This is a genomic window from Acidisoma sp. (assembly GCF_035492295.1).
GTDB lineage: Bacteria > Pseudomonadota > Alphaproteobacteria > Acetobacterales > Acetobacteraceae > Acidisoma.
In genome coordinates this window covers 1-14,346 of sequence record NZ_DATJJK010000085.1, presented here as the reverse complement: position 1 = coordinate 14,346, position 14,346 = coordinate 1, and the positions used below count along the sequence as shown (strand labels likewise).

The window sequence follows — 14,346 nt, the reverse complement described above, 5'->3', positions numbered from 1 at the left end:
GGGCCGATCTTCCAACTCGCGCGTGTGTGGCGGAATGGGGAGGGCAGCCGGCGTCACGCGGCCGAATTCACCATGCTGGAATGGTATCGCCCCGGCGCCAGCATGGCGGATCTGATGGCGGAAACGGCGGATTTCCTGCGCGCCGTACTGCCGCCGGTGGTGACGTCGCAGGGCATCACCACCGATCTGGCGCGCATGGAGCATGTGACGCTGGCGGAAGCCTTCCAGCGGCATCTGGGCGCCGATCTGCTCGGCACGGCCGGGGATGCGGCGGCGCTCGCGGCCGCGGCGGGTGCCAAACTGCGTGCGGGCGAGGACTGGGAGGATCTCTTCTTTCGTCTCCTCCTCGGCCATATCGAGCCCCATCTCGGTCAGGCGCAGCCGACGTTCCTGACCCATTGGCCGGCGGCCCAGGCGGCGCTCGCCCGGCGCGATCCCATCGACCCGCGCGCTGCTGAGCGCTTCGAGCTGTTCGTTTGCGGCATGGAACTCGCCAATGCCTTCGTGGAACTGACCGACGCGGCCGAGCAGCGGGCCCGCTTTCTGGAGGAGCGCGCCCGGCGCCGCGCCCTTTACGGCGATGAGGGCTGGGCGCTGGACGAGGATTTTCTCCAGGCCCTCGAACACGGCATGCCGCCTGCGGCCGGCATCGCCCTCGGTTTCGACCGTCTCGCCATGATCGCGGCGGGCGCGGACCGTATCGATCAGGTCCAGTGGCTGCCGGAGACGCCCGGCTAAGGCCTTTCGCTGAGGGCGAGTTTCAAGCCGAAAGCCAGGAAGACAAAGCCGGTCAGCCGATCCATCGCGGCCACCACGGGCGGTCTTTGCAACAACGGCAGAAGTCTGCCTGCGGCACTGATCAAAAGCGCGAACCAGGCGAGGCCGAGCAGGACATGGATGCAGGCGAGTAAGACAACCATCACCGGCACATCGGCATGCGGCGGGATGAATTGCGGCAGGAAGGATACGTAGAAGATCCCGACCTTGGGATTCAGGATATTGGTGAGAAATCCGCGCATCCATGCGCGCGAGCCCGAAGGGTTTGTTTCCGTGCTCGCTTCAATGCCATGGCGTCTCGGGGTCAGGATCAGTTTTATGCCGAGATAAAGCAGATAGCTCGCGCCGACCCAGTGCAGCACCTCATAAGCGAGATGAGAGGCCGCCAGCACGGCGCCCAGACCGGCCGCTACGATGATCCCCCAGGCGAGGCAGCCGAGCGCGATTCCGCAGGCGGTCTTGAAGGCCTGGGCAGGTCCGTGGGCCGCCAGCGTGCGCAGCACAAGCGCCGTATCGAGCCCGGGTGTGATCGTGAGCAGCGATGCCGCAAGCGTGAAGGCGATGAGGTCCGCAGCGACGCTCATCGCGGCCGTCAGCGGCTTGTGGCGGTGGCGACGCCGGCCGCGATGAGCACGCCACCACCTGCGCGCTGCGACCAGATGGCGGTTCTCGGCCGCCGCAGCAGATGGGCAGCCTTGGACGCGGCGAGCGCATAGGCGGCGTCGGTGCAGCCGACGACAACACAAAAGGTCGCTCCAAACAGCGCCGCCTGGGCGGCGTAGCTCGCATCTTTCGTGATGAACTGAGGCACAAAGGACACGAAAAAGACGATCGTCTTGGGATGGAACGTCCCCAGTGCCACATTGTTCAGGAAGGCGGCGCGAGGCTTAATCGGTTGCGCTGTCACAGCCAGATCGGCAGCTCGCGTGCTCCTGATCAGCGTGAGCAGGCCCAGAACAATGAGATACAGCGCGCCAGCCCATTTGAGGATCGAGAAGGCGAGGGCGGATGCGGCAAGGATGGCGCCCACGCCGCCAAGCGACAGGCTGATCGCAATCACGTTCCCGACCGCCATTCCGCCGACCGAAGACAGGGCGGTCCTGCGGCCGGAGCCCAGGGCATATCCGACAATACTGGTCACGCTGGGCCCCGGGACGAGGCCGATCATTGCCGAGACGACCGCAAATTCCAACCAGACGTGCCAGTGCATGGGGTGCCCTTCCTCAAGCTTTGCAGGGACGTACAGCTAAGAGCCGGCATGCGGTCGAGGGCAAGATCCGGTTGGCGGATCGCTGGCGGTGGCAGTCCGGCGTCGGAGAGCCAAGGCCGGCCGAGATGGCGAGCCGCCTGCCGCCATGCTAGCAGGCGAAGACCGTAACCCGGTAGGATACCCTGATGCGTCTTCCTCCGATGTCCCGGGCGGGGTCTGCCGCCGTGCTCCTCCTCGGCCTCGCCGCCTGTCAGACGGGCCCGACCCTTTCCGAGCGTCTGCATGCCTATATCGGCCAGCCCGAGCAGGCGATCGTGCAGGGGTTGGGCGTGCCTCAGCGCAGCATCACGACCAACGGCATCACCTATCTCGCCTATGTCTGGCAAAATACCGAGATCATCCCCGGCGGAGCAGTTTGGGGCTGGGGTGGCGATCCCTGGGGGCCCTGGGGCGGCGGCTGGTACGCGCCGCCTTCGGTCATCACCACCGGCTGCGAGGCGACCTTCCAGATGGGCCCGAGCGGGCAGGGAGCGGGCAATGTCGCGGTCGCGGTCGTGCTGCGCGGCAATGCCTGCCAATGACGCTCGCCATCCGCACTGCGCGCGGCACCGGCCTGCTGCCGTATGTTCCGGCACTCGCCCGGCTGCGCATCACCGTCTTCCGGGACTGGCCCTACCTCTATGAGGGTGACCAGGCCTACGAGGAGCAATATCTCGCCACCTATGCCGAAAGCCCGCGTGCGGCCGTGGTGCTGGCGCTGGACGGCGAGGACGTCGTCGGTGCCTCAACCTGCCTGCCGCTCGCGGACGAGACGGACAATGTTCAGGCGCCCTTCCGGCAGGCAGGCATCGCCCCCGATCGTGTCTTCTATTTCGGGGAATCGGTCCTGCTGCGCCGCTATCGCGGGGCGGGGGCAGGGGTCCGTTTCTTCGAGGAGCGCGAAGCCCATGCCCGCGCCGTGTCAGCCTGCGATTTCGCCGCCTTCTGCGCGGTGCAGCGTCCGGCGGACCACCCGATGAAACCCGAGGATGCCGTGCCGCTGGACGGGTTCTGGCGCAAGCGCGGTTTTACGCCCACCCCGCAACTTTCATGCATCATGGACTGGAAGGAGGTGGGCGCCACGGAGGAGACCCCCCATCGCCTTGCCTTTTGGATGAAAAGCCTGACAGGAGTGCCGCTGCCGTGACCCGCCTTCGCCTCGCTTTGGCGCAATACCCGATCGAACGCCTGGTCAGCCTCGAGGATTTCGAGGTCAAGGTCGACGCCATCGTACGGAGCGCGAAGGACGAGGGCGCCGATCTCCTCGTGCTGCCTGAATATGCCGCCATGGAACTCGCTGCCGCCTTCACCGATGCCGGGAATGCGGTTTCCGAACGCGACGCGATCGTGATCCGCGCCGAGGGTATCGTCGAGATCATGCGCCAGGCGGCCATGCGCCACCGGCTCTGGCTGCTTGGCAGTTCGATTCCGATGCTGCGGGACGGGCTTGTGCGCAACCGCGCGCCCTTCATCTCCGCCGATGGGGTGGTGCAGTTCCAGGAGAAGCGGGTCATGACCCGCTTCGAGAATGAGGAATGGCAGGTCGCGGCGGGAAACGAGCCGCGAGTGTTCGAGACGCCCTGGGGCCGGATCGGCATCTCCATCTGCTACGACGTCGAATTCCCCATGCTCACCCGCGCGCAGGTGGAGGCCGGGGCCTGGCTCATCCTGGCCCCCTCCTGCACCGACACGCTTTGGGGTTTTCACCGCGTCCATCTCTCGGCGCGCGCCCGCGCGATCGAAAATCAGTGCTTCGTTGCCATCACGCCGACGGTGGGGGAGGCGCCCTGGTTAGCGACGCTGGATGTCAATCGCGGCTATGCCGGTGTCTTCGGTCCTTGCGACCGTGGCTTTCCGGAGGATGGGGTCATCACCCGCGGCCAGCTCGATGCGCCGGGCCTGGTTTGCGCCGAACTCGACCCCGCTTTGATCGAGGCGGTGCGCGAGAATGGCGGCGTGCGCAATCATCGGGACTGGCCGGCCGCCCCTGGCACTTGCGCCGTGGTGACCTTCTGATGGCCATCACCCTCGCCCGCGAGCCCGTGCGCGGCCCCGGCATCCGTGCTTTGCTCGAACAATCCTGGGCGCTCTCCGAAAGCCTCTATCCGGCTGAAAGCAATCATCATCTGGATGAAGATGCGCTGGACAGGCCGGAGATCGCCTTCTTCGTCGCAAGACGGGACGGCACGGCACTCGGCTGCGGCGCGCTCAAGCACATCGATGCCACCTACGGCGAGATGAAGAGCGTCTTCGTCAGCCCGGCCGCCCGTGGCCTCGGCATAGCCCGCGGTTTGCTCGCGGCGATTGAGGCGGAGGCGCGGGCGCAAGGTCTGTCCCTCATTCGGCTGGAGACCGGCATCCGCCAGCCCGAGGCAATCGGTCTTTACGAGGCGACGGGCTTCCGCCGCATTCCACCCTTCGGCGAGTACCAGGATGATCCCTTGAGCCTCTTCATGGAAAAGACCCTCGCATGAGCGAGGGCGCCCCGCTCATCTACATCGTGGCGGGGGAGGCGAGCGGTGACGTGCTTGGCGCCCGCCTCATGCGCGCCATCCGCGCGCGGATGCCCGGCGCGCGTTTCGCCGGTATCGGGGGCGCCCGCATGGCCGAACTGGGCTTCGTCAGCCTTTTCCCCATGCACGAACTCGCGCTGATGGGCCTCGCCGAAGTTTTGCCGAAACTGCGGAAACTCAGGCGGCGGATGGAGGAGACGGTGACCGACGTTACCGCCCGACGGCCGGATGCCATCGTCACCATCGACAGTCCAGGCTTTACACTCCGTCTTCTGAAACGTGTCGCGCCACTCGGCATTCCCCGCGCCCATTATGTTGCCCCCCAGGTTTGGGCCTGGCGGGAGCATCGGGTGAAGAAATATCCGGGCCTTTGGGACAAGCTCCTCTGCTTGCTGCCCTTCGAACCGGCTTTTTTCGCGGGCCACGGCCTGGCCGCCGATTTCGTCGGCCACCCGGTTCTGGAATCCGGGGCCGATACCGGGGATGCCGCCCGCTTCCGGCAAACGCACGGCCTGTCGGCGGAGGCCGTGCCGGTCATCCTGATGCCCGGCAGCCGGGTCACGGAAATCTCCCGGCTTCTGCCGGTCTTCGCTGAAACACTGCAGCGTCTGTCGGCACAGTTTCCCCGTCTTGTCCCCATCATGCCGGTGGCGGCCTCCGTCGCGCCGCGTGTGCTGGCGGCTGTAGAGGGCTGGACTGACAAACCGATCCTGGTGACGGAGGTTTCAGACAAGCACGACGCTTTTGCGGCGGCCGCCGTGGCGCTGACCAAGTCCGGCACCTCGACCCTCGAACTTGCGCTTGCTGGGGTGCCGATGGTCGTCACCTACAAGGTGAACCCGATCACCGCCGCCATCGTCCGACGTGTGGTGAAGGTGTCCTACGCGGCCATGGTCAATCTGCTCGCAGGCCGCGAGGTCGTGCCGGAACTGATCCAGCAAACCTGCACACCAGCCCGGCTAGCCGAGGAAATCGCCCGCCTGTTGCGGGATCCGGCGGCGGCTGCGGCGCAGCGCGCTGCCTTCGCTTCCGTCATGGCGAGCCTCAGGCCCGCCGCCGGTCTGCCGTCGGAGGCGGCGGCGGAAGCGGTGCTCTCCCTGTTGCCCGCCTTTGGCTGAGGCTACTCAGACCGCCGGCTTGCGGGTCGCCTGCCATTTGCCGAGCCAATGGTCCCGGTAGGTCACCGCCTCGTATCGGCGAGGGCTCGCCGCATTTTGGCAGGAGGGTAGGACCTCGATCACTGCGTCGTGGTTCGGCTGGTGGAAGAAGACGAGCGAATGGCGCCGCGCCGCCGCGGCGAGCGCGGCCGGCGGATTGACCACCCGGTGCAGGGTCGAGACCCAGCGGTCATTCGTCCAGCGCTGCATGATGTCGCTGATATTGACGACATAGGTGCCGGGCTCGGGCGTGATGTCTACCCAATAGCCATCGCGATGGCGTGCCTGCAGGCCGCCGGCGGCCCTATCGGAGAGCAGGATCGTCAGCGTGCCGTAATCGGTATGGGCACCGCCGCGCAGCTGGCCGGGCTCGGGCGGGGTCTCCTGCTCGGGATAGCAGATAATGCGGAGCGCACTCATGTTGCGGTCGAGCTTGTCCGTGAAGAAGCCGTCCGGCAGGTCGAGCGCGGTCGCGAAGAGACCCATGAGGTCATCGGCGAGCCGGTTCATGCGCCGGTAATAGGCTTCCATGGTCGGGCGAAAGCCTGCCGGGCGGGCGGGCCAGAGATTGGGGTGGAAGAAGGCACGCGCCTCGGGCTGCTCGTAGTACTCCCCGCCCGGCACGTCGACCGGACCCATGTCGATCATTTCCTTGAGGTCAGCCGGTGCGGCGGCCCCGAGCCCGGCCGAAAGCGTCTCGCCTCTGAACGGCGTGTAGCCGCGTGCGATGTCGGGCGAGGGTTGCCGGATGGCAAGCTTCTCCGCGGCCGGCAGGCGGAAGAAGCTGGCGGCCGCGGCACAGGTTTGGTCGATCAGCGGCTGCTCCACGCCATGGCCGCGAATGAGGAAAAAGCCGATCTCTGTGCAGGCCCGATTGACGGCTGCGGCGACGCGCAGGCGGCCGTCGGTCGAACCCTCCAGATAAGGGGCGATGTCGATGACGGGAATGGACGCCATGACCATGGATATGCTCCTCCTTGCGCAGAGCATGTCCCAGCATGAAGCGTGCCAGATCCGATTCAGCCAGGCGGGGTGAACAGGCCTGACGCGGTGACGATGGCATTGGAGCGGTCCATCGCTACCTTCACCGCGATGGCGGCTGCCAGCGCGCGTCTGCCCGCGGCGGCGTCCACCAGCACCGGCGCGCCTTCGACGACCGAGGCATAGAAGGCTTTGTGTTCGGCGGCGAGCGAATCGTGGTCTTCCCAGGACATTTCCTTGACCGAGAATTCCGGCATGCCGGGCACCGGAAAGCCGCCTTGATCTTTCCCGATCGCTGTCAGCTTGCGGCCGGCGAAATCGACGGCGATGTAGCCGCTCTGCGCGAAGATGCGCATCCGGCGCTCGGTTTTCAGCGAAATGCGACTCGCTGTGATGGTGGCGACGCAGCCGTTCGTGAAGCGCACCCGGGCATTGGCGATATCCTCATGCGCGCTTGCGACCGCCGCCCCCACGGCGTCCACACTTTCGATCGGCGCATCGACCAGAGCGAGGACGAGGTCGAGGTCGTGGATCATGAGATCGAGGATGACGGAGACATCCGTGCCACGCGGCTTGAAGGGGGCGACGCGCACGGCCTCGATATAAAGCGGCTGGCCCATACGGGCGGAAACCGCGCCATGCGCCGCCGAAAACCGTTCCAAATGGCCGACCTGGAGCACCACATTATGCTCGGCGGCCAGCGCCGCGAGGCTGTCTGCCTCTTCAAGCGTCGAGGCGATGGGCTTCTCGATCAACACATGACGCCCGGCCCGGATGGCCTGCGCCGCCAGCTCGTAATGCGCTTCGGCGGGGGCTGCGATGATGATAGCGTCGGAGGCCGCGATCAGCTCCGCGAAGGGCAGGGGTGGGGCGCCTGCTTCCCAACCCACGGTGCGTGCCCTCTCGGGGTCCCGGTCATAGACGCCGACGAGCTGCGCCTGGGGAGAAGCTGCAGCCTTCAGGGCATGAAACCTCCCGAAATGGCCAACGCCGGCCACGCCCAGCTTCACGGTATCCATCGTCCTGTTCCAATCCTTGGGGGTCGGGGCAGCCCTGGGTGAGCAGGGCGCAAGAGGGTTAGCAGTTGGCGCCGATCCGTCAACCAAACCCCTGTAACGCTGGCTGTTACGCAACGGCTGGCGAGCTGGAAGCCGGGCCGGCTATTGCCATGCAGGCAGAGGGCCGCCATACCTCCGCGCCAAATAGACACGCAACGTGTCAAGCAAAGACGCTTCAAGCTACGGGGGCCTTCCGCCGCTATGCTCTATTTCAGCCGGCTCAAGGCTGCCACTGTGATCGGGGCCTGCCTGATCGGCCTCCTTCTTTGCGTGCCCAATTTCATCGCAGCTCCCATCAAGGGGTTGCCTTGGCAGCAAATCCGTCTTGGCCTCGATCTCCGGGGCGGCAGCTTCCTGCTCATGCAGGTCGACATGAACGCCGTCGCGAAGGAGAAGCTCGGCAGTACCCTGGACGAGGTGCGGCAGGACTTCCGCAAGGCGAGCATCGGCTATACCCGCCTCGCCTCGGACAGCGCCGCGAACCAGGTGCAGATCCAGCTGCTCGACGCGAACCAGCGTCCGGCGGCCCTCACTGCCCTCGGTGACATGCTGACCCCGCCCAACGGTCCAGGCAGTTTGGCCGACTTCACCGCCGGCGGGGACGGCACCAATCTCATCCTCACCCTGTCGCCGCCCGCCATGCAGGCCCGCGCCAAGGCGGCGCTGACGCAGTCGATCGAGATCATCCGCCGCCGCATCGACAGCACCGGCATCGTTGATCCGCAGATCGCTCAGCAGGGCGACAACCGGATCATGGTGCAGCTTCCGGGCATCAGCGATCCGCAGCACATCAAGAAACTTCTGGGCGAAACCGCCCATATGACCTTCCATCTGGTGGACGAGAGTGTGAACCCGAATTCGGGCGAACCGCCGCCGCCGGGGGATGCCTTCCTGCCGATGCAGGGCAATCCGAGCCAGAAAATCGCCATTCAGCAGGCGGTGATGGTGGACGGCGCCGACCTCACCAACGCCCAGGCAGGGCAAGATCCGCAGACCGGCGGCTGGGTTGTGAACATCACTTTCGACAGCCTCGGCTCGCGCCAGTTCGCGGATGTGACGAGCGCCAATGTCGGCCATCCCTTCGCGATCGTGCTCGACAATCAGGTGATCAGCGATCCCGTCATCCGGGAAGCCATCACCGGCGGCCGGGCGCAGATCAGCGGCAGCGCCAATGCCCAGGCCGCGACCGATCTTGCCCTTCTGCTGCGTGCCGGCGCGTTGCCCGCGCCGCTGACGGTCGTGGAGGAGCAAAGCGTGGGTCCCGAACTCGGGGCGGACGCCATCCGCGCCGGCGCCATCTCGCTCGGCGTCGGCTTCCTCCTCGTCATCTTCTTCATGGCCGCCTTCTACGGGCTTTTCGGCTGGTTCGCGAACGTCGCCCTCATCGCCAACCTCGTCATGATGATGGGCGTCCTCTCTCTGCTGGGCGCCACGCTCACGCTGCCCGGTATGGCCGGCATCCTGCTCACCCTCGGCATGGCGGTGGATGCGAACATCCTCATCAACGAGCGTGTGCGGGAAGAGGTGCGCAACGGGCGCACACCGCTGCAGGCACTGGAAGCGGGCTACAAGCGCGCCTACGGCACCATCATCGACAGCAACGTGACGGCGCTTCTCGCCCACGTCATGCTGTTCATCTTCGGTGCCGGCCCGGTGCGCGGCTTCGCCGTGACCATCACCGTCGGCATCGTGACGACCCTCTTCACAGCGACCGTCTTCGCGCGGCTCCTTACCTCGCGCTGGTACGTATCCCGCCGCCCGGCGGCGCTGCCGGTTTAAGGACGAACCCATGCGCTTCTTCTACAAGCCGCTGTTTCGCCTGGTTCCCGATGGCACCCGCATCCACTTCATGCGCGGCCGCTACGCGGGGCTGATCATATCCGCCGTGCTCTCGCTCACCTCGATCGGGCTGTTCTTCTACCCGGGCATGCGCCTCGGGATCGACTTTAAAGGCGGCGTGGTGATGGAAGCCCGCACGCCGACGCCGCCGAGCTTCCCGGCGCTGCGCGCGGCGCTGGCGGCGCATGATCTGCCGGATGCCGGGCTGCAGGCGCTGGGTGCCAAGAACGAAGTCATGATCCGCCTGGAGAGCCGCGCCAATGCGGAAGCGACGGATGCGGCAGTCGCCCGTGTGCATGCGGCACTCGATCAGGTGGCGCCCGGCAGCCAGGTGTTGAGCACCAGCGCCGTCGGCGCGTCAGTTTCGGCGCAGCTCTTCCGCCAAGGGCTGATGGCCCTTGGCCTCTCCCTGCTCATGATCCTCGTCTATATCTGGTTCCGCTTCGAATGGCAGTTCGCGGTCGGCGCCGTTGTTACCCTCATTCTCGACATCACCAAGACGATCGGCTTCCTCGTCATCACCCGTCTGCAGTTCGACCTCGTGATGGTGGCGGCGATTCTGACCATCCTGGGCTACTCCACCAACGACAAGGTGGTGGTCTATGACCGGATGCGCGAAAATCTCCGCAAGTATAAGTCGATGCCGCTGCGCGAGCTGATCGACATGTCGATCAACGAGACCCTGAACCGGACGCTCGGCACCTCGATGACGGTCTTCCTCGCCGCCTTGCCTCTCGCCATCTTCGGTGGTTCCTCGATCCAGGATTTCGCCATCGCGATGCTCTTCGGCATCGTTGTCGGCACCTCCTCCTCCATCTTCATCGCCGCCCCCATCCTCCTGTTCCTGGGGGAAAAGCGGCTGCGGCGGGATACGCGACCCGCCAAGCCCGAATCGGCCAAGAAGGTCCAAGCCCGGCTTTAAGCTCCTGATCAAACCCTAGCGCTGGCGGGCTGGATGTTGTTACATTTTCGTATCAAAATCCCAAAGGCCCGCTGATGTCGCCAGACACGACCGAGCTTTCGCCGCCGCCGGTGGCACCACCCCGCCCGGCGGAGCCCATGGTGCCCATGCCGCTCGGCATGATGCTGCTGCTCGGAACCCAGGCCTTCGACGCCGGGCGTATGAAGGAGGCGGAGGCCATCGCCTCCAACCTCCTGCGTTCCACCCCGAACGATCCGCGCGTGCTGCAGCTCGGCGCCATCGTTGCCTTCCGCACCGCTCGCCGGACGCTCGCCATCCAGTTTCTCGAGAAGGCGATCCGTCTCGACCCGCGCAACGTGCTCTACCATCGCAATATCAGCGAGATGTACCGTCAGGTCGGGCGGCTGGACGATGCGCTGGCGGCCGCCAGCCATGCCGTCTCCCTCCTGCCGGGTGACCCGATTGCCCTGCACAACCTCGCCGTCATTCATCACGAGCGCGGCGAGATCGAGCAGAGCCTCGCGTCTTCTCGCCGTGCCGCCGCCCTCAAGCCGGACATGGCGAGCGCCCATTTCGCGATTGCCGAGGGGCAGCTTCTGCGCGGTGAAATGGCGGAGGGCTGGGAGGAATACGAGTGGCGCTTCCGCATTCAGGGTGTGCCGCCGCTGATGCCGCCCGCCCTCCGCCAGGACCAGCCGCAATGGGGCGGTGGGCGCCTCGGCGCCGGCCGTCGGCTGATGCTGGTGGGGGACCAGGGGTTCGGCGACGTCATCCAGTTCAGCCGCTACATCCCCTGGGCGCGGGCGCAGACGGAAGAGGTCTTCCTCGCCACCAGCCGCGAAATGGCGCCCCTCATCGCGCGCCTTTTTCCCGATCTCGAAATCCAGATGCGCTGGGCCGACTGCCGCGATTTCGCGGCCTTCTCCGCGCTCTCCGGCCTGCCGCGGCTGCATGGCACGCGGGTCGAGACCATTCCGCCGCCGGTCGCCATTCCGGTCGATCCCGCGCGGGCTCAGACTTGGACGGTACGCCTGGCCGAGGTCCTGCCGCTCGGCCTCAGGCGTATCGGCATCGTCTGGGCGGGGCGGCCCACCCATAAGAACGACCGCAACCGTTCCATTGCCTTTGCCAAGCTGGCCGAGGCGCTGGGCGCCGTTCCAGGTATCGCGCTCGTCAGCCTGCAGAAAGGCGCGCGCGAGGCCGATCTGAAAGACTATGCCGGCGCCGCACCGCTGTTCGACGCTGCACCCCATCTGGCCGATTACGAGGACACCGCCGCCGCCATCGCGGCACTCGATCTGGTTGTGACCGTCGATACCTCGGTCGCCCATCTGGCCGGTGCCATGGGCCGCCCCGCCTGGGTGCTGCTGCCCTTCACGCCCGACTGGCGCTGGCTCCGCGCGCGGGAGGACAGTCCCTGGTATCCATCCCTTCGCCTGTTCCGCCAACAGGCCTCGGCGAATTGGGATGCGCCACTAGCGGCGGTCGTTGCCGCGCTCTCCGCCGGTTAGGACCGCGCCTTCTCGGCGCGGTCGAGCACGGCGCTCGAGTCCAGGGACAGGTCACTCGCCAGGAAAGCCGCGGTCTCGGGGATGGCGATGCGGAAATCGTCGAGATGTTCGATGGCGACCTCGATGTCCTCACCGGCCGCACCCAGAACGTGGCCGCCGGCGCGATGGTCGTCGCTCATGAAATGCAGGTGCCAGCCGGCGACGCCCAGGGCCTTGACGTAGCTCGGCGTCCAGAATCCGACCATGGTGCCGCGCACCATGTCGGTATGGAACTCGCCCTGGTGTTCGGCGGCATCCGCCAAGGTCTCATGGGGCCCGACCTTGCAGGCGGCACGGTTGTGGACATGGCGGAACGTGCCGCTGAGACGGGCGGCGAAAAACAGGTTTTCACTCGTCCGCAGTCGGTCGAGCTGCGCGGTCAGTTCCGCGAGGGTGGCGAAGGGCTGCATGTGCGTGACCCGTTCCGGATTGAAATGCGTGACCACCGCGAAGGGCGCCAATTGGTTGTCCTCCGCAATCCGCACCGATCCGTCGCTGCGAATTTGGTAGAACTGGCCGTCCAGCACGATCATCTCGCCGTCGAGATCGACGAAGGTGCCGAGGCCGAAATTGCCGTGTTCGCGCAAGGTGGCGACGGAGACCGCACCGTCCAGTACGCCCTGTACCAAGGCGCCGGAGGTCGAGACCTGGAACAATGTTCCATGCTCGACCTGAAGACTATCGGCGAGCGCGCGGGAGACGGCGTGCGCAATCGTCTCGCCGTTCTCGCGCGCGGCACGGTGTAGCGCATCCCAGAGGGATTGGGAGATATCGCAGGTAAGACGGGGCATGAACCGGTTCCCGGGTCAGGCGATGACGTTGGCATGCATCGCCTGGCCGAGGGCGATGTTATGCGAATAATCCACGGGGATATCGATCAGCACCGGGCCCGGGATCTCCATGGCGCGGCGCAGCGTCGGCAAAAACTCGTCCGGGTGGTTGATGCGAAACCCGGCCGCGCCGAAGGCTTCGGCGTATTTCACCTTGTCGACCGGCCCGAAATCGACGCCGGCGGTGCGGCCGTATTTCAGCTTCTCCTGGAAGCCGACCATGTCGTAGGTGCCGTCCGTCCAGATCATGTGCACGAAGTTGCATTTGAGACGCACGGCGGTCTCCAGCTCCTGGGCGGAGAACAGGAAGCCGCCATCGCCTGAGACCGACAATACCTTGTCCTTCGGCCGCGCGAGGCAGGCGGCAATGGCCCAGGGCAGCGCCACACCGAGTGTCTGCTGACCGTTGGAGATCAGCAGCTGTTCCGGCCGGAAGCTGTAGAGGTAGCGGGAATGCCAGATGTAGAAGCTGCCGATATCGAGGGCGAGGGTCACGTCCTCCGCCATCACGGTCTGCAGGTCGCTGATGATGCGCAGCGGATGCAGGGGGGTGCCGCCGAGGGCGGCAGCCTGGGCCCGGATTTCGGCCATTTCCCGGCGCACGGTGCCGAGCAGGGGATGCGCCGTCAAATCGGCCCGCGGCGCCAGAACCCGCGCAAGCGCCGTCACGGTGGCGGCGATATCGCCGTACAGCTCGACGGTCGGGCGGTAATCGCGGTCGATGGCGGCCAGGATATGGTCGATATGGATGATCGTCCGGCGGCGGCCCTTGTTCCACAGATACGGGTCGTATTCGATCGGATTGTAGCCCACCGTGATCACCAGATCGGCGGCATCCAGCAGTTCGTCGGAGGGCTGATTGTGGAACAGGCCGACCCGCCCGGCGAAGCAATCGAGCAGATCGTGGGAAATCACCCCCGCCCCCTGATAGGTGCAGACGGTCGGCAGGGCATAGGCGTGCAGTAGCGCGCGCAGCGCCGCCGCATTGGCCGGGCGGCTCGCATCCATGCCGAGCAGCAGCACGGGGATGGCGGCGGATTGGATGAGCTGGGCCGCGGCCGCGATCGCCGCCTCCGGGGCCGCGCCCAGCGGCGGGACACTGACCGGCGTCAGCACGTCATCCGGCGCAGGGCCGTTCATGACATCGAAAGGCAGGCTGACATAGGCCGCGCCCCGCCTGCCGCTTTCTGCTGCGCGGAAGGCATTGGCCACGACCTCGCCGATCGCCTCGGGCGATTCGACCTCCGCCGCATAGCGCGTGACGGGGCGAAACAGGCTCACGGAATCAAGGCTTTGGTGGGTCTGCTTGAGCAGTTCCGAACGCGGCACGCTGCCGGCGAAGCCGATCAGCGGCATCCCTTCGGAATTCGCGGTGGCGAAGCCGGTGACGAGGTTGGTCGCACCAGGGCCGGAGGTGACGGCGCAGACCCCCGCCTTGCCGGTCATCTTGCCGATGCCGGCGGCGATGAA

General features: G+C 66.2%; 15 protein-coding genes. 9 read left to right on the top strand and 6 right to left on the bottom strand.

Annotated elements, in window-relative coordinates:
• The coding region (locus tag VL752_RS06025; RefSeq protein WP_325353166.1) for an EF-P lysine aminoacylase GenX at positions 1–738 on the top strand (738 nt) is incomplete at its 5' end.
• Here the strand turns inward: VL752_RS06025 and VL752_RS06020 are convergent.
• Positions 735–1,361 (bottom strand): LysE family translocator, encoded by a 627-nt coding sequence (locus VL752_RS06020; protein WP_325353165.1) that lies wholly within the window; start codon positions 1,359–1,361, stop codon positions 735–737. The two genes, VL752_RS06025 and VL752_RS06020, sit on opposite strands and share 4 nt — an antisense overlap.
• 8 nt (positions 1,362–1,369) lie before the next feature.
• A complete protein-coding gene (locus VL752_RS06015) occupies positions 1,370–1,987 on the bottom strand; it encodes a LysE family translocator (RefSeq protein WP_325353164.1) in 618 nt (205 codons plus the stop codon).
• Positions 1,988–2,172: 185 nt separating this feature from the next.
• Here VL752_RS06015 and VL752_RS06010 point away from each other — a divergent pair, with 185 nt between their 5' ends.
• Genes VL752_RS06010 through lpxB form a run of 5 tightly spaced genes read left to right on the top strand, consistent with a single transcriptional unit; the run spans position 2,173 to position 5,657 of the window.
• The gene (locus VL752_RS06010) at positions 2,173–2,568 is read left to right on the top strand and encodes a hypothetical protein (RefSeq protein WP_325353162.1); all 396 of its coding nucleotides are present in this window, start codon (positions 2,173–2,175) and stop codon (positions 2,566–2,568) included.
• Positions 2,565–3,173 (top strand): GNAT family N-acetyltransferase, encoded by a 609-nt coding sequence (locus tag VL752_RS06005; RefSeq protein WP_325353160.1) that lies wholly within the window; start codon positions 2,565–2,567, stop codon positions 3,171–3,173. Before VL752_RS06010 ends, VL752_RS06005 begins: the two co-directional genes overlap by 4 nt.
• Positions 3,170–4,042 carry a carbon-nitrogen hydrolase family protein gene (locus VL752_RS06000; RefSeq protein WP_325353158.1) on the top strand — a complete coding sequence of 291 codons (873 nt, stop codon included), beginning with the start codon at positions 3,170–3,172 and terminating at the stop codon, positions 4,040–4,042. The genes VL752_RS06005 and VL752_RS06000 overlap by 4 nt, the downstream gene beginning before the upstream one ends.
• The gene (locus VL752_RS05995; protein WP_325353156.1) at positions 4,042–4,500 is read left to right on the top strand and encodes a GNAT family N-acetyltransferase; all 459 of its coding nucleotides are present in this window, start codon (positions 4,042–4,044) and stop codon (positions 4,498–4,500) included. The genes VL752_RS06000 and VL752_RS05995 overlap by 1 nt, the downstream gene beginning before the upstream one ends.
• On the top strand, positions 4,497–5,657 hold the full coding sequence (gene lpxB, locus VL752_RS05990) for a lipid-A-disaccharide synthase (RefSeq protein ID WP_325353154.1): 1,161 nt from the start codon (positions 4,497–4,499) through the stop codon (positions 5,655–5,657). Before VL752_RS05995 ends, lpxB begins: the two co-directional genes overlap by 4 nt.
• Before the next feature lie 6 nt (positions 5,658–5,663).
• Here lpxB and VL752_RS05985 read toward each other — a convergent pair whose 3' ends face one another.
• On the bottom strand, positions 5,664–6,659 hold the full coding sequence (locus VL752_RS05985; protein ID WP_325353152.1) for an isopenicillin N synthase family dioxygenase: 996 nt from the start codon (positions 6,657–6,659) through the stop codon (positions 5,664–5,666).
• A gap of 56 nt (positions 6,660–6,715) precedes the next feature.
• The gene (locus tag VL752_RS05980; protein WP_325353150.1) at positions 6,716–7,696 is read right to left on the bottom strand and encodes a Gfo/Idh/MocA family protein; all 981 of its coding nucleotides are present in this window, start codon (positions 7,694–7,696) and stop codon (positions 6,716–6,718) included.
• A gap of 240 nt (positions 7,697–7,936) precedes the next feature.
• Here VL752_RS05980 and secD point away from each other — a divergent pair, with 240 nt between their 5' ends.
• From secD to VL752_RS05965, 3 genes are all read left to right on the top strand, one after another.
• A complete protein-coding gene (gene secD / locus VL752_RS05975) occupies positions 7,937–9,514 on the top strand; it encodes a protein translocase subunit SecD (RefSeq protein ID WP_325353148.1) in 1,578 nt (525 codons plus the stop codon).
• A gap of 10 nt (positions 9,515–9,524) precedes the next feature.
• Complete coding sequence (secF, locus tag VL752_RS05970) at positions 9,525–10,496, top strand: protein translocase subunit SecF (protein ID WP_325353146.1); 972 nt, start codon at positions 9,525–9,527, stop codon at positions 10,494–10,496.
• Positions 10,497–10,570: 74 nt separating this feature from the next.
• A complete protein-coding gene (locus VL752_RS05965) occupies positions 10,571–12,007 on the top strand; it encodes a tetratricopeptide repeat-containing glycosyltransferase family protein (RefSeq protein ID WP_325353144.1) in 1,437 nt (478 codons plus the stop codon).
• Here the strand turns inward: VL752_RS05965 and budA are convergent.
• Both budA and alsS read right to left on the bottom strand, forming a co-directional pair.
• Complete coding sequence (gene budA, locus VL752_RS05960) at positions 12,004–12,837, bottom strand: acetolactate decarboxylase (RefSeq protein WP_325353142.1); 834 nt, start codon at positions 12,835–12,837, stop codon at positions 12,004–12,006. The two genes, VL752_RS05965 and budA, sit on opposite strands and share 4 nt — an antisense overlap.
• A gap of 15 nt (positions 12,838–12,852) precedes the next feature.
• Positions 12,853–14,346: acetolactate synthase AlsS (alsS, locus tag VL752_RS05955; protein WP_325353140.1), on the bottom strand; the 1,494-nt coding region annotated here is incomplete at its 5' end.